The sequence below is a fragment of the Pedobacter petrophilus genome, assembly GCF_009674725.1.
Classification (GTDB): Bacteria; Bacteroidota; Bacteroidia; order Sphingobacteriales; family Sphingobacteriaceae; genus Pedobacter; species Pedobacter petrophilus.
In genome coordinates this window covers 1-20,659 of sequence record NZ_WKKH01000066.1, presented here as the reverse complement: position 1 = coordinate 20,659, position 20,659 = coordinate 1, and the positions used below count along the sequence as shown (strand labels likewise).

Here is a 20,659-nt window from a genome sequence, read left to right as displayed (position 1 = left end):
GCGGCTGCGAAAAGCAAAACCTTTGGCGATGCTGATCCGGCATTAACTTATACTTTCAGTCCGGCATTACAAACTGGAGATACTTTCACAGGAAGCTTAACCAGACAACCCGGAGAAAATGCAGGTACTTATGCGATCAACCAGGGTACGCTTGCACTGAACGGTAACTATACTTTAACTTACAATAGTGCTGATTTCACGATCGGAGCGAAAGTCATAACGGTAACTGCCACTGCGAAAAGCAAAACCTTTGGCGATACTGATCCTACACTGACTTATACTTTCAGTCCGGCGTTGCAGACTGGGGATAGCTTTACCGGAAGCTTAACCAGACAACCAGGCGAGAGCGTAGGTACTTATGCGATCAACCAAGGTACGCTTGCATTAAGCGATAATTTCAGTTTAACTTATGTTGGCGCTGATTTCACGATCGGAGCGAAAGCGATTACTGTAACTGCGGTAGCGAAAAGCAAAACTTTTGGCGATGCTGATCCGGCACTGACTTATACTTTCAGCCCGGCGTTACAAACTGGTGCTGCCTTTACCGGAAGCCTAACCAGACAACCGGGAGAGAACGTGGGTACGTATGCGATTAACAAAGGTACGTTAGCCTTAGATGGTAATTATACATTAACCTACATAGGTGCTAACTTAACGATCGGTGCAAAAGCAATAACAGTTACAGCGGCAGCGAAAAGCAAAACCTTTGGTGATACTGATCCGGCACTGACTTATACTTTCAGTCCGGCGTTGCAAACTGGAGATACTTTCACCGGAAACCTAACCAGACAACCAGGCGAGAGCGTGGGTACGTATGCGATTAACAAAGGTACGTTAGCCTTAGATGGTAATTATACATTAACCTATCTAGGTGCTAACTTAACGATCGGAGCAAGAACCATCACAGTAACCGCGGCTGCGAAAAGCAAAACCTTTGGCGATGCTGATCCGGCATTAACTTATACTTTCAGTCCGGCATTACAAACTGGAGATACTTTCACAGGAAGCTTAACCAGACAACCCGGAGAAAATGCAGGTACTTATGCGATCAACCAGGGTACGCTTGCACTGAACGGTAACTATACTTTAACTTACAATAGTGCTGATTTCACGATCGGAGCGAAAGTCATAACGGTAACTGCCACTGCGAAAAGCAAAACCTTTGGCGATACTGATCCTACACTGACTTATACTTTCAGTCATGCGTTGCAGACTGGGGATAGCTTTACCGGAAGCTTAACCAGACAACCAGGCGAGAGCGTAGGTACTTATGCGATCAACCAAGGTACGCTTGCATTAAGCGATAATTTCAGTTTAACTTATGTTGGCGCTGATTTCACGATCGGAGCGAAAGCGATTACTGTAACTGCGGTAGCGAAAAGCAAAACTTTTGGCGATGCTGATCCGGCACTGACTTATACTTTCAGCCCGGCGTTACAAACTGGTGCTGCCTTTACCGGAAGCCTAACCAGACAACCGGGAGAGAACGTGGGTACGTATGCGATTAACAAAGGTACGTTAGCCTTAGATGGTAATTATACATTAACCTACATAGGTGCTAACTTAACGATCGGTGCAAAAGCAATAACAGTTACAGCGGCAGCGAAAAGCAAAACCTTTGGTGATACTGATCCGGCACTGACTTATACTTTCAGTCCGGCGTTGCAAACTGGAGATACTTTCACCGGAAACCTAACCAGACAACCAGGCGAGAGCGTGGGTACGTATGCGATTAACAAAGGTACGTTAGCCTTAGATGGTAATTATACATTAACCTATCTAGGTGCTAACTTAACGATCGGAGCAAGAACCATCACAGTAACCGCGGCAGCGAAAAGCAAAACCTTTGGCGATGTTGATCCGGCACTGACTTACACTTTCAGCCCGGCGTTGCAAACTGGCGCTACCTTTACCGGAAGCCTAAGCAGACAATCAGGTGAGAATGCAGGTACTTATGCGATCAACCAGGGTACACTTGCAGTAAGTGGTAATTATACATTAATTTATGTTGGTGCCAATCTTACGATAAACAGGGCAGTACTTACGGTTTCGGCAAACAATGCTGTGATGTGCCAATCAGATGGCTTCCCAACGTTTGGAGTTACTTATAGCGGCTTTAAATCTGGCGATTCTGAAAATTCATTGAGCACAAAACCTACAGTTAGCACTACCGCAAGCAGAAATGTAGCAGGCACTTATATACTTGTTCCGGCAAATGGTGCATCAGGAAACTACAGTTTTATTTATGTAAATGGCAGGTTGACTATCAATGCACTTCCGCAGGTTAATATTTCAAGTAACAAAGGCACAGACCTTAGTAAAGGCGAAACTGCAATACTAACGGCAACTGGCGGTACATCTTACAGCTGGTCTACAGCGAGTGGCATTATCAGTGGACAAGATACGGCTGCTCTTACCGTTCGTCCGGCACAAACCACGGTCTATACTGTTCGTGTAACCAATGCAAGTGGATGTAGTAGTGTAGAATCGATTACCATCAAAGTGGCCGAAGATTACAAGATTGTAGCCAACAACATCTTAACCCCAAATGGCGATGGTGTGAACGATACCTGGATTGTTCAGAATATCGACATGTATCCGGGTAATGAGGTGAGGATATTTGATCGAAATGGCAGGGAAATGTATAATAAAAAAGGATATGATAACAGTTGGGATGGAACCATGCAAGGAAATCACCTTGCAGAAGGAACTTACTACTATATCATCACTTATGGCCCGGATAAACTTGTTCAGAAAGGCTTTATTACAATTATCAGAAACCGTTAAGAAAAATGAAAAGGATGAAAACTAAAATATTGATATTGGCTGCTCTTCTCGGCGTTTCAAAAGTAAAGGCACAAACGAGTCCATTACTAAATCAATACTTCAACAATACCTATCTTGCTAACCCGGCCATGGCCGGGTTAACTCCAGGTGCTACAGTAGACCTGGCTTTCCGTTCCCAATGGAATGATATTCCGGGAGCACCTGTTATTCAGAATCTCACCACCACCTATGGGTGGGAAAGGGTAGGCCTTGGATTAAACATGAGCATTGATAAAGCAGGTTTGCAGCGGCAAACCCGGATCCTGGCAAGTTATGCCTATCACCTTCCACTCAGTTCCTCTTCCAGGCTGCACTTTGGTTTGTCTGCCGGTTTTATGAACCAGCGGATCGATATGCAGGATCTGATCGGGAATCCGAATGATGGTGAGATCGGTGCTTATAATACTGATCACCGGACCTATTTTGATGGCGACTTCGGGGTAGGTATAACGACTAACAGTTTAAATGTAGATTTTGCATTGGTCAACCTGAAAAACTATTTCAAAAAAGATAATTTCAAACTGATCAATACGCCGGTGGTTTATGCTTCAGCAGGATATAAGATCAGTCTGGGCGATAATATGTTTCAGCCTAAGGTGGCTTACCGTTCTTTTACAGAAATAGCAGATATTGTTGATATAGGCGGTCAGTTCGGTGTTGCCAATCAGCAAATATTGTTTACCGCCATGTACCATACCAGCAAAGCAGCAAGTTTCGGGGTGGGCTTACATTACAAAAATAAGTATATGATCAATACCGGTTATACCACACAAACCGGCGCATTGAGTGGCTATAACGCCGGAAGTTTTGAAATTAACCTGGGAATTAAATGGTAAGCTACCGCTTAATTTTTAAGTGATCCATAAATGAAATGGGTGTATTATAAACCACCAAGTTTATTGCTATTGCATTGAACTTGGTGAAATGCCTCAAATGCTTTTGAGTTTTTCGGCAAGTTCAGGCTATAAAAAGCAACAGCAAACGATATTGATGATACACCTGTTTTTTACTTTATATTCTATCGGATTTTAACCTTTATAGGTTTGGAAGGTAGTAAATATGCCCAGACTCTAAACCTTTTTAATCGATTTTAGGAATACGAAACCAGCCAAGCCGGAAATTATAGATGCCGTTAAAATCGCGAATTTAGCTTCCGAAATATGCAAGGCATCACTAAAAGACAGCAAAGAGATAAATATCGACATTGTAAAACCGATACCTGCCAGCATACCCAGCCCTAAAATGTGCGTCCAACCCGCCTCAGTTGGTAAATTTGCCCATTTCAATTTTACGGCCAGCCAACTAAAAAGTGAGACCCCGATTGTTTTCCCTGCAAATAAACCAACAACAATACCCAGGCCAAGTGGAGATACCAAACCTGAAATCATTTCCTTTTGGAAGGTAATATTTGTATTGGCCAAAGCAAACACTGGCATGATTAAATAATTTACCGGAACGGTTAAAAAGTGCTCAAGCTTTTCCAACGGGGATAAAACAGCAGTTTCATTTGTTGGAATGGTGAACGCCAGTAGCACGCCGGCAATGGTAGCATGGATGCCCGAATGATGAATAAAGTACCACAGAAAAATGCCGGGAATTAAATAAAATACGAGCTTCTGCACTCCAAAATAATTCATTAACACTAACAAGGCTAAAATGCCACCAGCCATCAGGAGGTATTCGATATGGATTTGATTGGTATAAAACATTGCAATCACCAGGATAGCACCTAAATCATCAACGATGGCTAAAGCCGCTAAAAAGATTTTTAAGCTGGCCGGCACATTTTTACCCAGCATGGCTATAATGGCCAGAGCAAAAGCAATGTCGGTTGCCATCGGGATTCCCCACCCACCAACGGTTGCTGTACCGGTATTAAATACGGAATAAATTAAGGCAGGTACAAGCATCCCGCCCAAGGCGGCAACAACCGGAAGTGCTGCACTTTTAAGAGATGATAACTCACCTTCTACCAACTCCCGTTTAATTTCTAAACCTACAAGCAGGAAGAAGATGGCCATTAAAGCATCATTGATCCACGCTATAATACTATAGTTTAATGCGCCTAAACCCAGTTTAGTTGCCAGCAAAGCTTCGAAACCTTCTTTGGCTGATGTATTTGCAATCAATAATGAAATTGCCACGCAGATTAAAAGTAAAAATCCGCCTACCTGGCCAGACCTGAAAAACTTTTTGAATACTGCTAGATTGATAATTTTTGCCATTGTGGTAAAAATAGGAAAAAGCGATTATAACCTCGTCCGATATGATCAGTAATGTTACATTTTCGGGGAATCCAGGATGTTTAACTGGTAGGTGGATTTAAAATTCAGATACGGTATCGCAACTAAAAAGGTGACTTTATGAGGCATTTTTCTTGTTCAATAAGATCACTAAACTTAAAGAATATTTTTGAGCTGTATTCAATCCGTCAGCCGCTACAGGGTTCCAAATTTGAATCTTTTAACAACCTCACCGCGGGAAGCCTTTTATTGGCTACATTCTTCACAAGCCAATTTTATAGGTTAGATTAAAGCCAAGTACAGATGGTTCATTGCTAAAGTGATCGTACTTTAAACTTATATCAAATTGATTGTTAATTTTCCACCCAACTGTTGGGGAATAGATAAAATAAGCTCCACCATCGGTTGGAGAAAATGCCACACCAGCCTGTGCACCTAAATAGATTTTAGGTATCAAAAAGTACCGCATTCCTGCCTTAACAGGTATTAATTCGTTGTTATGGCCATAAAAGAATTTTGTATATCCAGCTGATAATGCGCCTTCCATATCTGGTGTGAAGTTCCTGGATAAGCTAATTTCACCGCCTAGAACAAACTCAGATCCAAATCTCCCAATGCTTAAAGCCGGGTTAATACTCAATTCAAGCTTCAAACCAGACTTGTTATTTAGACCTGCATGGTTAGTGGTTAAACTGTGTTTGCTGCTCTGCGCCCGAACAACGGAAAATGTTGAGAAGATTAACAGGGTGAATAATATTCGTTTCATCGTTTATAAGTTTTCTATTTAGACAACCTAAACCCGGGATACCCTTATTCGGCTATTAAAATATTCAAGAAGATAGCTCATGAAAACCTACCTTCCATCTTTTAAGTTATAAGTACTTTAAGTCACCTAATTATTTTTGTTTAACGAGTAAGGGTAAAGGTTAGCGCTGTTGTCTTAAGATTATATAGATTTAACATTTATTAATCAAACAGAATTGCATACTAAAATGCTTCCTAATATACACGATAAAGCCTTTCTTGATTCAGAAAGCCAGGATTTTAATACCCTCTATCTGGACAATTTCCACGCTTTACATCGTTATGCATATACAATCCTCAATGATAACGAACTCGCAGAGGAGATGGTACACCAGGTATTCCTCAAGATTTTAGAACGGAAAGCCCCTTTAGATGTTCATACCTCTTTTAAAGCTTACTTATACAAGTCAGTGAATAACGAATGTCTTAATTACATCAAACATCAGGCAGTTGAGCAGACGTATCAATTATATGCAACAAATCAAGTGGAAAATTTTCCGGAAACTCCATCTTCGAAGTTAAGATATAAAGAACTGGAGCTTCACTTAAAGCGAGCCATTAATAATTTACCTGAGCAATGCCGTACCATATTTCAGTTAAGCCGATTTGAAGAACTTAAGTATGTGCAAATCGCTAATCAACTGGGCATATCTATAAAAACAGTTGAAGCGCAAATGAGTAAAGCCCTCAAACGTCTCAGAGTTGAATTAGCAGATTATCTTCCACTAATAATTTGGTTGCTGATTATAAAATTTTCGAAGTAAATATGAAGGATATGGAAATGAATGACGATTTACTAATCAACTATCTTTTAAAAGAAGTTTCTGTTGATGAAATTATAGAAATTGATGAATGGCGCAAGGAAAATCCAGCAAATGAACTCAGATTTAAACAGTTTGAATTAATTTGGGAAACCAGCATGAAGTTGGATTTACAAAAGACTATGGATGCAAATGCTTCTCTAGCCCTACTAAAGGAAAAAATTAAGCACCAAAAAAACAAACAGCGACCTACTATTAAACTTTGGCCAAGATATACCTGGTTGAAAGCCATTGCCGTGCTTATATTGATCTCAGGTATCGCATGGTTTTATAATTTCTCCCAATCAGTAGAAAACCTGGAGGCTGTTACGGGTAAGTTAGTTCGGGTAGATACGCTGAGTGATGGTTCTGTGATAACCTTGAATAAGGGAAGTGTACTTAAATTTCCGTCTGAATTTAAAGAAAAACAGCGCCACGTAACTCTTGCTAAAGGCGAAGCATTTTTTGATGTGACACCGAATAAAGATAAGCCATTTGTAATTACATCGGGGACGACGACGATTCGGGTAGTAGGCACTTCGTTCAACGTAAAGCTTAAGAATGGTGATGTAGAGGTGATTGTTGAATCGGGTAAAGTGCAGGTGAGTAAGGGCAAAAAAAGTATCTTTCTTAAACCTGGTGAGCAAATTTTGGTTTCAAAAACGATGAATAATCTGGTAAAAGTTAAGACGCCTGATCTATTGTATAATTACTACCGGAGCAAAACGTTTGTTGCTGATGATACCCCCCTTTGGCGCATCGTAGAAGCGTTGAACGAAGCTTACGGAAGTAAAATTGAAATCAGGAACCCGGCTATAAGGGAGCTGCCACTTAATGCTACTTTCAATGATGAATCATTAGAAGATATTTTACAGGTAATCAGCCGCACTTTCAAAATTACAATTGAAAAGAGGCAAGACCGAATCATTCTTAAATAGCTCATATTCAATGTTTGGAATGCTTTTGATTTTTAAAAAATTTAGATCACTTATCCTTACTTTTTTCTTTTTGCTGCCATTGGAGATCGCTTTTGCCCAAGGTTTGATGGAAAAGCCAGTTAGCATAGCGGCGACAGACCAAAGGCTTTCTACTGTGCTGACAAATATAAGCAGACAGGGGGGATTTCATTTTTCGTATAGTGGCAAGAATTTTCCAAAGGATAGTCTTGTTACTTTTATAGCAAACAATCAGGCTGTCTCTAAAATACTGAAGCAGCTACTTAACAACAGATATGAATTTGAGGAGCGCAGAAACTATATCATTATCACTCCTGCGTTGCAGCGCCTATCATTTATCAACACTGATGTAAACAGTGACAATAATACCTATTCAATCAGCGGTGTTATTGTGAATGAGACCACTGGTGAAAGACTTATGAATACGAGTGTCTATGAGAAAGAACAGCTGGTATCCACCATGAGTGATGAACATGGATATTTTAAACTGAAACTTCGATCAGGCAGTTTAAATCAAGTTCGGATTATAGCCAGCAAGTATGCGTACAGGGATACTTCTTTAAATTTTTTGAATACGGTTGTTATTGCAAACCGGACTAGGGCCAGGGTATTTCAGCACGACACTAAAACTGTAGAAGCTACTGCGCTGGGTAGGTTTTTTACAACAGCAGCTCAACGCATACAAAGTATAAACATTCAAGACTTCTTTGCAAACCGCCCGTATCAGGTTTCAATTATACCAGGGCTGAGTTCACATGGTGCGCTGAGTTCACAAGTGATCAATAAGTTTTCTTTAAACTTAGCAGGTGGGTACACAGCAGGTGTCGACGGGCTCGAATTTGGGGGGCTCTTTAACATCAACAAACGTAACACCAGATATTTACAACTGGCAGGGATATTCAACCTTGTGGGTGGAAAAGTAACAGGGCTTCAGCTGGCGGGTGTTAGTAATCAAGCATTAGATACGTTAAAAGGGATTCAGATTTCTGGCTTTATCAACAAAACAGATAGCGAGGTTTCGGGCCTGCAAGTTGCAGTATTAAACAACAAAGCGCATATGTTAAAGGGTGTTCAGGTTGGAATCGTCAATGTTGCAGACACTTCTCAAGGTGCCAGCATCGGACTGATTAATATTATCCGGAATGGTTTCTACAAAATTACGTATTCCGCAAATAACTTAACAAACACCAATGTTTCTTTAAAAACGGGAACTCATGGGTTCTACAGCAACTTGCTATTGGGTGCCAATATTAATGCCCATAATAAAATGTATTCATTTGGTTTTGGCGTTGGTCACGATTTTATGTTTTCTGATCATATATACTTATCTGCAGAAGCTGCTTATCAATTTGCTTTTACAGGTTCTATGGATGATAGATGGGCACAGGCTAAACTGTTACTGAATATGCAGTTAGCCAAGAATGTTAGTTTGGTAGCAGGTCCAACTTACAATAAGTACAGTTTTACAGGCAGCGGTGAAGGTTATCAAAGTAAATTTAAATTATCAGGTGATTATAGGGGCGCTGGAAATCCGGTTAAAAGATGGATAGGGTGGGAAGCTGGCATTGCCTTTAACTCCGTATTTAAACCTGTAACTGAAATTAAAAAAGCCCGCCGTTCAAAAGATCTGTTCTTAGGTATTGCAGCCCTGGCTGGATGGGCATGGGATTCGCCATCAACTTACGTTTTAGGAAGTGAACTTTTCATGCAAAAGGATTTTGGAGATTCTATGTCAGGTACATTATCTGCCGGATACGTTTATCACGCCGTTGATAACAATTTGCCCGGAGGGTCTTTTATTACTTATCCCGATGGTAAAACAGATGAGTATTTAGAGGTTGAGTATAAAGCGATCCCACTAAAAGCTGGTATTAGAGCTTACACAGGCACACGGTTTTTCTTTGCTGGCGAGCTCGGCGTTTCGCTTGGCTTAAACAAATCCAGCATATTAAAAACTACTTATCCCAATGGGACAGTTGCACAAATTCAATATGGAAGCAAAAATCCTTTCTTATATGCTATATCAGCCGGATATAGCTTCAATAATGGCCTGGAGACCGGTATAAAGTTCGAAGATTATATCAGTTTTAAAAATATAAAGCAATTCAATTTACGAGTTGCGTACCGCTTTAAACTGTGATAGCGAAGATGTATTGATAGATGTTCACTCTGTAAGTTCAAGAGGCGAAATATTTTAATTTATGCAAGCCATCAATGAACAAAGTTTTTGCTATTATGTGATCTGAGATTGCGTAAATAACCTCATTAATCTGCCCAAGAATCAAAAGTTAGGTAATCATTACACCTCTCTCAAACAATATCAGCCGGCAGCGCACCTCTTCTTTTTAGAAAGTAAAGCGCAGACAATGATACCTTTCAAAAAGAATGCAATGGCAATGCTCCTTACTTTTATGCTTAAGCCGGGCTACCGGACAGTGCTCTTATCTGTTTCAATATTGCCGCCAAATTACTATGGATTTCGGAATTGTTGACTGGCTTAGTACTCCTACAGAACTAAAGAAGTAAGAAATTATCAGGATATAAAGCGCTGGAGACAAGAATTGTTAAACGCCAACATTCAATCTAACCCAGTAAGTCTGTAATTAATACCGATGATGTTAATTTGTTTTGGAAGGCTTACGATTTATACAAAAAGGATACGATTGATGCAGAAGCAATCTTTTTTGATAATTATCTTGAAAAAGAGTCTTTGGCTTTGCAGGAATATTATACAGATTCCGAATATCGGAGGCCTTAAGGGCTTTGTTAAAAACATTAAAGAAATGCCGCAGTTTTACGCCGGTATACGGAGTAATTCAAATTTAATATTTATAAACAATAGTCAGCTTAATACCAGGCGCGATCACCTTTATGGTAAGGCACGCAACCCTCATAACGGGTAGGAACGGAAACAAATCTGAGTGCTTCAGTGGCGCCAATCTCGGAGTTGAAATAAGCCCAAAGGATGAGCTGTTTTAACCCTGTAAAGTAATGGTTCGGTGAGGCAACAAATTTATCATCACTTTTACGGGCCTCATTATCTTTAATCTGTTTTTCCTTTTGAAAATGATATGCTTTCTGATCTAATGCCGTTAAAAACTGGTGTCTTTCTGATTTGCCGGCACTTAAAAATGTTTTCTTGATGGTTTCAAATGCCTCAATATTAACCTGTTTTAAGCTTTCTAAAATTCTTGTTTGTTCTTCTTTCTGATAACAATCAGTAATAATTACATTCATTAATGCACCAACATTTGCAGCTTTGGCACCTTTAGATTTTGCCGTTGTGGGTAAAATTGTTTCCCCAATTTCATTGAGCAGGTTTACCTGACTTAAGGATAATATGCCAATAGCTTTATGATCAGGATTGGTAAAACTACTCAACAAAGCATCTGCACCGATCAGTGTTCCGCCGGTTAATATGGCTATTGATTTTAATAATTCTCTTCTATCCATACTATTTTTCTTAAAGGTTTCCTTTTTTCAATTCTGTAACAGCAAAGTCTGCAGCCCGGGCCGTAAGCGCCATGTAAGTTAATGATGGATTCTGGCAGGCGGAAGATGTCATGCAGGCGCCATCGGTTACAAACACATTTTTACAATCCCACACCTGATTCTGGCTATTTAATACCGATGTCTTTTCTGAGCGCCCCATTCTTGCGGTACCCATTTCGTGTATGCCGTGGCCCATGGCGTGGCCGCTATCCCAACTGTGGATATTTTTGACGCCGACAGCTTCAAACATTGCCTTTATCTCTGTTAAGATATCTTTACGCATTTTGATCTCATTTTCCTGGAGTTCTGCATCCATATTTAGAACGGGCAGGCCCCACTTATCTTTCATGTTCAGGTCTAAGGAAACCTTGTTCCGATGATCTGGTAAAATCTCTCCGAAACCAGAGGCACCGATTGACCATCCGCCGGGTTCGGTGATGGATTCTTTAAAGGCTCCACCTATGCCTAACTCAGGTATGTTGCCACTCCAGCCAGACCTGCTTGCACTTCCCTGGAAACCGAACCCCCTCAGGTAATCCCGTTTATCATTGCCTAAATTTACAAAACGCGGAATATAAAAGCCATTCGCACGGTTTCCGTAGTAGTATTTATCTTCAAATCCATCAACGGTTCCGGAGCATCCCAGGTTGTAATGGTGATCCATTACATTATGCCCCAGTTCGTTGCTACTGCTGCCCAAACCCCCAGGCCAGATATCTTTTGCCGAATTAAGTAATACCCAGGCGCTGTTTAATGCTGAAGCACACAGGAACACGATTTTGGAGTTAAACTCATAGGTTTGATTGGTTTCTGCATCGAGTACTTCTACTCCTTTTGCTTTTTTGGTGTTTTTATCGTAAAGGATTTGCGTTACGATGGAGAACGGTCTTACAGTTAAGTTTCCAGTTTGCAATGCCGCAGGTAGGGTAGAAGACTGCGTACTGAAATAGCCACCAAAAATACATCCTTCCCAGCAACGGTTTCTAAACTGACATTTCGTTCTGCCCGGAATTGCAGCCGTGAGGTTTGCGGTGCGGCCGATAATCAAATGCCGTTCGTTTTTGTAGTGTGTTTTTATCCTGGCTGCTACATCCTTTTCTACACAATTTAGATCCATTGGTGGCAGAAACATGCCATCGGGTAAGTGCGCAATGCCATCTTTAGCGCCACTAATGCCGGCAAACTTTTCTACATAATCATACCAGGGCGAAATATCTTTATAACGAATTGGCCAGTCTACAGCGATGCCATCTTTTTCATTTGCTTCGAAATCCAGGTCGCTCAAACGGTAACTCTGACGGCCCCAAAGAATGGAGCGTCCGCCCATCTGATAACTGCGCCACCAGGTAAAGGGCTTGGTTTCTACGTAAGGGCTGTCTTTCTCGTTTGCCCAATAATCCATTACCGGCTCATGAGCTGCCCATCCACGATGAATGACAGGATAATTTTTCTGCTGTTCTAAGGTTGTTTTACCACGATGCGGGAACGAAAAAGGATCGCCTTGTGCAGATTTGTAGTCTTTGATATGCTCGAAATTCCGTCCGCGTTCCAAAAGCAACACTTTCATCCCTTTTTCCGTTAGTTCTTTCGCAGCCCACCCACCACTAATTCCAGAGCCGACAACTATCGCATCATAAACAGTTTTGTTATTCATCGTATATATTCGGTTATCTATCAAATATAAGGTTCTTAACTAAAAATCTGAGGATAATGAAAAAAACTTTCGGTTAAAGTGGTTTAAGGTTAGTGCCGGACGTGAGGCTGTACTGTATGATTATTTGCTTATCTGTAAGTAATATTTTTATTGTAGGGCCAGGGCAGTTTCCTGAAGAATTATAACCACGATATCTACATTAATATACCTGGATTAGCCAGAGATATTATCAATGCAGCGTGTGTTATTTTAACTTGATTATACCCAATATCGTTGAAGATGGAAAGACTATGGAAGATAGAAGAAATGTCAACATGATTAAGTGATCATCTCGGTGTTGGAAGAAATAATTTATGGCAGGTTTAGCTTATTTTTGATTATCCAACCTTTACACCTTTCCAGAATGCAACGTAATCTCTAATTTCTTGTGCAGCATCTTTTGGGTTTGGATAGTACCAGGCCGCATCTTCATTTTTTTGACCATCCACTTCTAAGGTATAATAAGATGCCTCACCTTTCCAGGGGCAGGTGGTGTGTTTATCTGAAGCTTGAAAAAATTCTTTATTTATGGATGCTGCGGGGAAATAATGATTGTTTTCGATTACAATTGTATCGTTACTTTCTGCCAGGGTTTGGTTGTTCCAGGTTGCTTTCATGATCTTAGTTTCTTGTTAAGATTAACCGATAAACTCCGAATTTGTTTCGATGCTCACATTTGCTTTTTTTTTCCAGCTGACACAGATCATTTATAATAGCGCCACCCTAAAAAATTTGTTGGTTTATTAAGGGTGATGTTTAACATTTTGTAACTGGCCGGTATTCTTAATGCCTAATATTGAGCCAAAGGTTATAACCACCCGATGAATCTGTACCGTTAAGAACCAGCTTACGCTCGTTTATAACTAGTACAGTATATTATTGCGATTATATCGCTCCTTCCGTGGTCACAGACGAAGAGATATTCCACGCCCGTTCGGAAACGAGCATGAGCTTAGTTTAAGTTTCGTTTACAGAAACCTTTTTTCTCTTTGCGGTACCTTGTATCAATTGTAAGTGGCAAAAAATGCTGACCTTAGGCGGAGATGGAAGAATTTGAAGCATTCATAAAAACTGTAGTTTCGATAGATGAACACGATCTGCAACTGGTACGCTCAAAATGCAGAATGAAAACCGTATTAAAAGGAAAACTCATCCTTAGAAAAGGGCAAATTGCGAATCAATACTTCTTTATCGTGTCTGGTGGAGTACGCTTTTTTTATTATACAAACGACCAGGAAAATACCACCTGGGTATGCTTTAAGAACGAATTTTTCACCGAAATCTCCAGCCTGAATCCACAAAGGCCGACCCGGTTTAATATTGAGGCGATAGAGGATACACAAATCATTATAATCGATAAGAATGACATGGATTTTTTATACCGTTATATTCCGAGCTGGGAGGAATTCGGAAGAAAAATCTGGGAGGCTACCTCGGTGAGGATGATTGATCAAATCTTAAATTTTCAAACACTTTCTGCCGAAGAAAGATACCGGGAATTTATGAATAACCCGGAGTTTTTGCAAAAGATACCTGTTAAACAGCTGGCGGCAGTGCTGGGTATTACACCTAATGCGTTAAGCAGGATCAGGAAAAAAGTGCGTTGATGCTTATTTTCTACCAATTGGTAGTTTACCGGATCTCACAGCGGGCTACCTTTGGACGATTAAAAATTAGCTATGAAGAACGAGATGATTACCGGAAACACCGGAGAACAATATGCTGATGAGGAATTGATCAAAAACTTTCCTGGTTTTAGTAACAAGTACACAACAGTAAATAGAGTAGGATTGCATTACGTAGAGGGAGGTGAGGGCTTCCCTTTAATCTGTTTGGCAGGCTGGCCGCAAACCTGGTATGCTTACCAGCCGATTGCAGAACAACTGGCCACGAGATACCGCGTGATTATTGTAGATATCCGTGGAATGGGCAGTTCGGAAAAGCCATCGTCTGGCTATGACAAGAAAACGATGGCGAAAGATATTCTGGAACTGATGATCCAGCTCGGTCTATCCAGGGTTCATGTTATGGGACATGATATTGGTGGCATGGTTGCGATGAGCCTTGCGTTTAATTTTCCGCAGTATATAGAGAAACTCGTTATTGCAGATGGTGCGCATCCAAATGAGGGCATGATGCAGATGCCGCTCCTGCCGGCCTTTGGTACTTTTGGTAAAAAAATGGATGGTGGTCAGCCTTATCCCTGGTGGATGGCTTTCAATCAGGTTAAAGGATTACCCGAAAAGCTTTTGGAAGGCCGTTTCCAATACCTGCTTGATTATCTTTTTAGCTACGTAATGATTGATGAAAGTAAGATGACGGCCTTTGAAAGGGCGGTATATGCCTCCGCTTATAATGATCAGGAAAGTATCAGGGCCGCAAACGCCTGGTATCAAACCTTTGGGCAAGATGTTGAGGATAGTAAGACCTATCAGCCATTAAACATGCCGGTATTGGGGATAGGCAGCTACGTGAGCTACGATTACATGAAAATGGCTATGCCTTATGCTGCCACTAACGTAGCGGTTGTTGGTATTTTAGATAGCGGACACTATATGTTCGAGGAGAAACCTGAGCAGGTGGTTAAAGAGATTTTTAAATTTTTGTTATAACATTTTACCACATTAAATACATGAAAAAAATAATTTTAGTTGCCGGGGCTACCGGTAACCTGGGAAGCAGGATTTGCAGCGCCCTGATTAAAAGGGATGCGAGTGTTATCGCCATTGTAAGGGCAGCAAGTGATCCTGAAAAGATAGAAAGCTTAAAGAAAACAGGCGTTACTATTGTAGAGGTGGATTTTGATAATATCGATGAGATTGCAGCTGCCTGTAAAGAGGTAAATTGCGTGGTATCTGCAGTGGCAGGCTTGCGCGAGGTTGTTGTAGATCTTCAAAAAAACATCCTTCATGGCGCACTCCAGGCCGGAGTAGCCAGGTTCATTCCTTCTGATTTTTGTACCGATTACAACCCGCTTGTACCGGGAGAGAATAGAAACTTTGATTTAAGAAGAGAGTTTAAGGGCTACCTGGATGGTACTGCTATTCAGGCAGCATCCATTTTTAACGGGGCCTTTGCAGATATCTTAAAGTATAATACACCGGTTTTGAACTTAAAAAACAATAGCATAAGTTATTGGGGAGAAAAAGCTGAATGGAAACTTGATTTTACAACCATGGACGATACTGCAGCTTTTACCGCTGAGGTTGCCCTTGATGATGAAGCACCCAGAAACCTCCATATTGCAAGTTTCCAGATCAGTCCGAGCATGATCTCAACGGAAGTACAACAAATAAGCGGTAAGAATTTCGCCGTGCAACAGACTGGAAGTATGGAAGATTTTGCGCAGTTTATCAAAAAGCAAAGAGAGGATAACCCTGCAGGAGAAAATGAGCTTTATGCCAAATGGCAGCAGTCGCAATATGTCTATTCGATGTTTTCCACTCATCATAAAGAGCTCTCAAATGGCCGCTATGCAGATCTTAACTGGACAACGGCATCGACCTATCTAAAAGCATTTGTAAAATAAATAATTAATTAAAAGCGGATATCAGCATCCGCTTTTAATTAATCAATCAGGGAACAAATGCTGCCTGGCTGGCGTTTTCCGATAGCAGATTTTTGCACTTGTTCCGCTTATATCTTATTGCATTACCGCTTATATACAACTCCTTCTCATTAACAAAAGAAAACCATTTCCCGGTGCTGTTGTTTGAAAGATGATTATAACAGTATAAACCTTAAGTTAAGAATTATGAATGCAGGAAATATCGAGTACATCAATCTTGAAGAGTTATCAAACACGGATTATAAAATAACAGATGGCGAAGCGGATATTACAGGATGGCCGGTAATAGATGAAAGTGGAAGCCCCGTAGGTAAGGTAAGGGATCTGTTATTTGATCCGCAACAAAATGCTATCCGGTATATTATCGTAGACCTGAATAATACTATTGCAGGGATTGAAGAAAAAGCGGTACTAATTCCCATTGGCTTTGCAAACCTTGGCGACGAAAAGAAAGCAGTTGTGTTGCCAGTGATGCACGAAAGCCAGTTTATTGCCATGCCTCAATACATTATCGGCGAAGTAACCAGGGATACAGAAGTAAAAATCAGATCAGCTATCGGGAGCCCGGCTGCATTAGTGATAGAAGAGGAGATTGCAGATCTGGAGCAGGGAGATTTTTACCGCCACCATCATTTTGACAGGGGAAATATATTGTCAGCAGACCGGGAATTCAGGGGCATTCAGGACCAACCGGAAGCAGTATCTGCCAGCCGTGAAGAAGAAGCAGAAACGATTCACCAGCTTATCGACCATTCTGAGGCAAAGCGTACGACTGACCAAGAAAGCCCGCAAAATACGGCAGGAAGCCTTGAAGAATTTAGCGTTAATACTTCTGATGGAACGTTTGGAATAGCGCCGCAGGAAAACGGCACATACAGGATTTTGCAAGGGGAAAATAAGATTGGCGTTATATATGCGGAAGCAGGTGAGCAGGGGGTAAGATGGCGGACGATGGATCAGATGGGCGACCGCTTTGTAATGATGATCGGTGAGGCCATCACAGCGCATAATTTATCAGCCTCTGATATATAAACTTTTAATCTGGTACCATGTTTTGCGCTATCCATACTCAAGGTAATTATAGCAATAAATCCAAACGCCAGGCTTAAATTTTAACGGGGCGGTTATCAGTTAACCGCCCCGTTTTATCTTCTTATTATATAGCTTTTCTTTCATCCTGATCGGGTTTTAAACTTAAGGGTAAAGAAAAAGATGATAGGAGGAGTAGATACCCCCGGTTGATTAAATTATCATTTTGCCCGGCCGTGATGATGCCCGGGCTTTAAGAAAGATACAGTTATTAATGAGCTAGCGGCAGGGAGAAAGAAAATACGGACCCTACGCCCGGCTGACTTTCAACGGCTATGTGTGAACCATGAAGTTGCACTACATTCGCCGCTAAGTAGAGGCCGATACCAAAACCACCGATTTTTCTGGTATCTTCTGATTGTACTCTATAAAATTTTTCAAATAACATTTCCAGGTTGTCCTTGCTAATGCCTATGCCCTGGTCTTGCACGCGTACGGTCACTGTTTCTAGCTGCTGTTCACACGATATCATAATATCGCTGTCTATCTTAGAATATTTTTTTGCATTGCTAATCAGGTTAATTACCACCAGGCTGATCATCTCGGGGTCTCCCTCAATAATCAATCCAGGCATAATGCGTGGCTTAATGTTGTGCTTACTTCCAAGGGCTGCATCTTCAACACAGGCTTGTATAAGCTGGGACAGATCAAATCTTTTGGGGAATAAATGCATGTATCCCTCGTCGAACCTGGAAATATTTAAAAAGTCGTTGATCATCTTTTCCATTTTCTGAGTTTGGCTCTCGGCACGGGAAAGAGCGTTTGTTAAAAATGAATCTGCAATTTTTTCGGCCCGCTGTCTGGCTAGCTGCACATAAGATCGCATTGAAGTGAGCGGGGTTTTCAGCTCATGACTAACGAAGCTGATAAACTCGCCTTTCTTTTGTTCAAGAACCTTTCTGTCTGTAATATCCCTTGCAATTTTCGATACGCCGATCACCTTTCCGGTCTTGTCTTTAATTGGCGAGATGGTAAGGGATACGTCAATAAACCGGCCGTCTTTTCCCTGGCGCACCGTTTCGAAATGGTCTACCCGAATTCCCTGTTTTAATTGTGCCAGGATTTGCGGCTCTTCCTCGTAACGATCTGGCGGAATAAGTTTTAAGATTGACTGGCCGATCATCTCATTGGCGGTATAGCCGAAGATTCGTTCAGCAGCAGCGTTCCAACTGGTAATTATGCTATTGAGGTCTTTGCTGAGAATTGCATCATCGGATGAGGCGATAATAGCGCCCAATATTGTACTGTCTACTTCAGCAACTTTTTGAAAGGTAATATCCCGGGCGATCTTGGAAAGCCCGATAATTTTGCCCTCGCTGTTTCTAATTGGTGAAATGGTGAGAGATACATCTATCAACTGTCCGTTTTTGCCAATTCGCTGCGTCTCAAAATGATCGACTCTTATTCCATTTTTGAGCTGTTTGAGTATCTGCGGCTCTTCATGTTGCCTGTCAGCAGGAATTAAGATTAATATTGGCTGGCCGATTACCTCATTTGGGCTATACCCGAAAATACGCTCGGCGGCATTATTCCAGCTGGTGATGATCCCATTAAGATCCTTACTTATTATTGCATCGTCAGAGCATTCAACTATCGAATTGAGAATAGCACTCTTTTCCTCTGCTTTTTTCAAGATTTGGTTGAGCATGCGAAGCTGGTCATTGTCTAGCTTTAACTTAGATTCCCTGTTTTCAATTTCCCGTAAAAGGTCGTATATAGCGCTAGCGTCTTCCATAGTATAAGAGACTCACAGAAAATCGGATAATAACCAATGGTGAGCCAATTCGGGTATAAAAATACAAAAATAATGGTAGATAGAAAGTGATAGCAAAATGCATTTTTTGTTCATTTTGTTTAAACGGTTCAGCAAGCCGCATATTCAATTTCTGAATGGAACCCGGCAAACCGTGCATATGATGCGTTAATATTAAATAAGCCTTCATGGCATACCAGAGGTGTTTTAGGTTGCTGGGTATACCTCATCTAAATAATATTGCTTGGGAAGATGGTATTCAAGCTACAGATAAAGCTTCAAAGTAGATGTTTTTACCTTAAATAGCCATCTTCTTTCTATAAAGGGGTGTGTGCCTGACTGATTGAATTAAAGATCTGATTGGGTGAAATTCCGAATTTATTTTTTAAATAAAATGAAAAATGGGAAAGGTCTTCAAAACCAATTTCAGTCGGTTTTTTCTCCTTTTGCTGAGATTGTATTTTGTTTTTAAGGCCAATTTTTTAATAAAAATTTTTAGCCGCTCTGTAGATAAAGGCAATCGACCGAAGAACCTCTTATCCGTTATTAATTTCCCCAATCAATCGGTCACAAGCAGCGAAAGCAGTGTATAAAAATTTATTGCGATGCTTTTCTCCCTGGCCACTAAAGGCTACCGACTTTCTGATCAGGCCCTGCATCCAGTCCTTAGTCTGCGCACAGTAAAACTGATCGTCGGTTTTGAGGTAATTAAAGGTATTAAACCTATTAAAGCACAACATACTTTCTTTAAATTCTATTAAATAAGCCAGGCTTCCTAATACATCACAATGGTACCAGTTGAAGCTATGAGCAGGATCAATCGTCTTTTTGGCGCTGATAGCATACATATTCATGTCAGTAAGACAATAGCGGATCTGTTCCACGATCTTTTCGGCCAGTGCCTTGTCGCCAATATGCCCTGCTTCAAAAGCATAACGTACCTGGTCAATCGTGCCATCAACAGTGTCCTTCGTCCATATTTCTGTACTTGGGATTTCCAGGTATATCTGATTAAGCTCCTGTGCCACGGCAACGATTTCCTCGCTGATGTTAGCATAGTCAAATTTCAATGCTGAATTATCGGCCCAAAAGAATAACTTAAAACAAGTCAGTTCTGGATATTTAAAAAAATGAAAAATGGGTATATCATCACTGGTAATAATGATATGCTTGTCTTTCCTCTGTTGGATAAATTTCAGATTTTGCAACAGTGGAGTTGCTACATTTGACTGGAGGAATTTAGTTGTCAGATTTAACTAGAAACTTTTAAATTTGATTATATGAGCAAACGAGTATTTGATGATTCCTTCAAAAAAATGGCTATAGATTTATCTAATAGCCGAGGATCGGTGAAAGAGGTTGCAGATGAGCTTGGAATAAACGATAGCCTTCTGAGTAAATGGAGACAGCGTGAGTCGGAGCCCAAACAGAGTCC

Annotated in this window: 17 protein-coding genes; 10 read left to right on the top strand and 7 right to left on the bottom strand. The window is 40.9% G+C overall.

Annotation, left to right across the window (positions count from 1 at the left end; all coding sequences use genetic code 11):
- Together GJU39_RS21680 and GJU39_RS21675 are read left to right on the top strand one after the other, a co-directional pair.
- On the top strand, nt 1-2,787 hold a 2,787-nt coding region (locus GJU39_RS21680), incomplete at its 5' end, for an MBG domain-containing protein (RefSeq protein WP_154283097.1).
- Nucleotides 2,788-2,801: 14 nt separating this feature from the next.
- Nucleotides 2,802-3,662: a PorP/SprF family type IX secretion system membrane protein gene (locus GJU39_RS21675; protein ID WP_167515738.1), complete on the top strand. Its 861-nt coding sequence runs from the start codon at nt 2,802-2,804 to the stop codon at nt 3,660-3,662.
- Nucleotides 3,663-3,896: 234 nt separating this feature from the next.
- Here GJU39_RS21675 and nhaA read toward each other — a convergent pair whose 3' ends face one another.
- Nucleotides 3,897-5,051 (bottom strand): Na+/H+ antiporter NhaA, encoded by a 1,155-nt coding sequence (gene nhaA / locus GJU39_RS21670; protein WP_154283095.1) that lies wholly within the window; start codon nt 5,049-5,051, stop codon nt 3,897-3,899.
- Between the two features lie 280 nt (nt 5,052-5,331).
- Nucleotides 5,332-5,835: a hypothetical protein gene (locus GJU39_RS21665; RefSeq protein WP_154283094.1), complete on the bottom strand. Its 504-nt coding sequence runs from the start codon at nt 5,833-5,835 to the stop codon at nt 5,332-5,334.
- Between the two features lie 226 nt (nt 5,836-6,061).
- Between GJU39_RS21665 and GJU39_RS21660 the strand changes: the two genes are divergently transcribed.
- The 3 genes from GJU39_RS21660 to GJU39_RS21650 all read left to right on the top strand — a co-directional run bounded on the left by GJU39_RS21660 (nt 6,062) and on the right by GJU39_RS21650 (nt 9,769).
- Entirely contained in the window at nt 6,062-6,637 is a 576-nt protein-coding gene (locus GJU39_RS21660) for an RNA polymerase sigma-70 factor (protein WP_154283093.1), read from the top strand.
- A 2-nt stretch (nt 6,638-6,639) separates the two neighbouring features.
- The gene (locus tag GJU39_RS21655) at nt 6,640-7,611 is read left to right on the top strand and encodes a FecR family protein (RefSeq protein ID WP_154283092.1); all 972 of its coding nucleotides are present in this window, start codon (nt 6,640-6,642) and stop codon (nt 7,609-7,611) included.
- A 106-nt stretch (nt 7,612-7,717) separates the two neighbouring features.
- On the top strand, nt 7,718-9,769 hold the full coding sequence (locus tag GJU39_RS21650; protein WP_154283091.1) for a peptidase associated/transthyretin-like domain-containing protein: 2,052 nt from the start codon (nt 7,718-7,720) through the stop codon (nt 9,767-9,769).
- 707 nt (nt 9,770-10,476) lie between these two features.
- Here the strand turns inward: GJU39_RS21650 and GJU39_RS21645 are convergent.
- The 3 genes from GJU39_RS21645 to GJU39_RS21635 form a co-directional block, all read right to left on the bottom strand.
- Complete coding sequence (locus GJU39_RS21645; protein ID WP_154283090.1) at nt 10,477-11,082, bottom strand: gluconate 2-dehydrogenase subunit 3 family protein; 606 nt, start codon at nt 11,080-11,082, stop codon at nt 10,477-10,479.
- A gap of 10 nt (nt 11,083-11,092) precedes the next feature.
- Complete coding sequence (locus tag GJU39_RS21640) at nt 11,093-12,775, bottom strand: GMC oxidoreductase (protein WP_154283089.1); 1,683 nt, start codon at nt 12,773-12,775, stop codon at nt 11,093-11,095.
- A 377-nt stretch (nt 12,776-13,152) separates the two neighbouring features.
- Complete coding sequence (locus GJU39_RS21635; RefSeq protein WP_154283088.1) at nt 13,153-13,431, bottom strand: DUF427 domain-containing protein; 279 nt, start codon at nt 13,429-13,431, stop codon at nt 13,153-13,155.
- 426 nt (nt 13,432-13,857) lie between these two features.
- On the opposite strand from GJU39_RS21635, the gene GJU39_RS21630 reads away from it, so the two are divergent.
- From GJU39_RS21630 to GJU39_RS21615, 4 genes are all read left to right on the top strand, one after another.
- Nucleotides 13,858-14,421, top strand: a complete 564-nt coding sequence (locus tag GJU39_RS21630; protein ID WP_154283087.1) for a Crp/Fnr family transcriptional regulator — start codon at nt 13,858-13,860, stop codon at nt 14,419-14,421.
- 72 nt (nt 14,422-14,493) lie between these two features.
- Complete coding sequence (locus GJU39_RS21625; protein ID WP_154283086.1) at nt 14,494-15,426, top strand: alpha/beta fold hydrolase; 933 nt, start codon at nt 14,494-14,496, stop codon at nt 15,424-15,426.
- A 20-nt stretch (nt 15,427-15,446) separates the two neighbouring features.
- On the top strand, nt 15,447-16,343 hold the full coding sequence (locus tag GJU39_RS21620) for an NmrA family NAD(P)-binding protein (protein ID WP_154283085.1): 897 nt from the start codon (nt 15,447-15,449) through the stop codon (nt 16,341-16,343).
- A 225-nt stretch (nt 16,344-16,568) separates the two neighbouring features.
- A complete protein-coding gene (locus tag GJU39_RS21615; RefSeq protein WP_154283084.1) occupies nt 16,569-17,414 on the top strand; it encodes a PRC-barrel domain-containing protein in 846 nt (281 codons plus the stop codon).
- Between the two features lie 268 nt (nt 17,415-17,682).
- Here the strand turns inward: GJU39_RS21615 and GJU39_RS21610 are convergent, their stop codons facing one another.
- A complete protein-coding gene (locus GJU39_RS21610; protein ID WP_154283083.1) occupies nt 17,683-19,206 on the bottom strand; it encodes a PAS domain S-box protein in 1,524 nt (507 codons plus the stop codon).
- Between the two features lie 554 nt (nt 19,207-19,760).
- Nucleotides 19,761-20,294 (bottom strand): hypothetical protein, encoded by a 534-nt coding sequence (locus GJU39_RS21605; protein ID WP_154283082.1) that lies wholly within the window; start codon nt 20,292-20,294, stop codon nt 19,761-19,763.
- 210 nt (nt 20,295-20,504) lie between these two features.
- Between GJU39_RS21605 and GJU39_RS24345 the strand changes: the two genes are divergently transcribed.
- Nucleotides 20,505-20,659 (top strand): transposase (locus GJU39_RS24345; protein ID WP_154281226.1); only part of this gene is annotated, 155 nt, incomplete at its 3' end.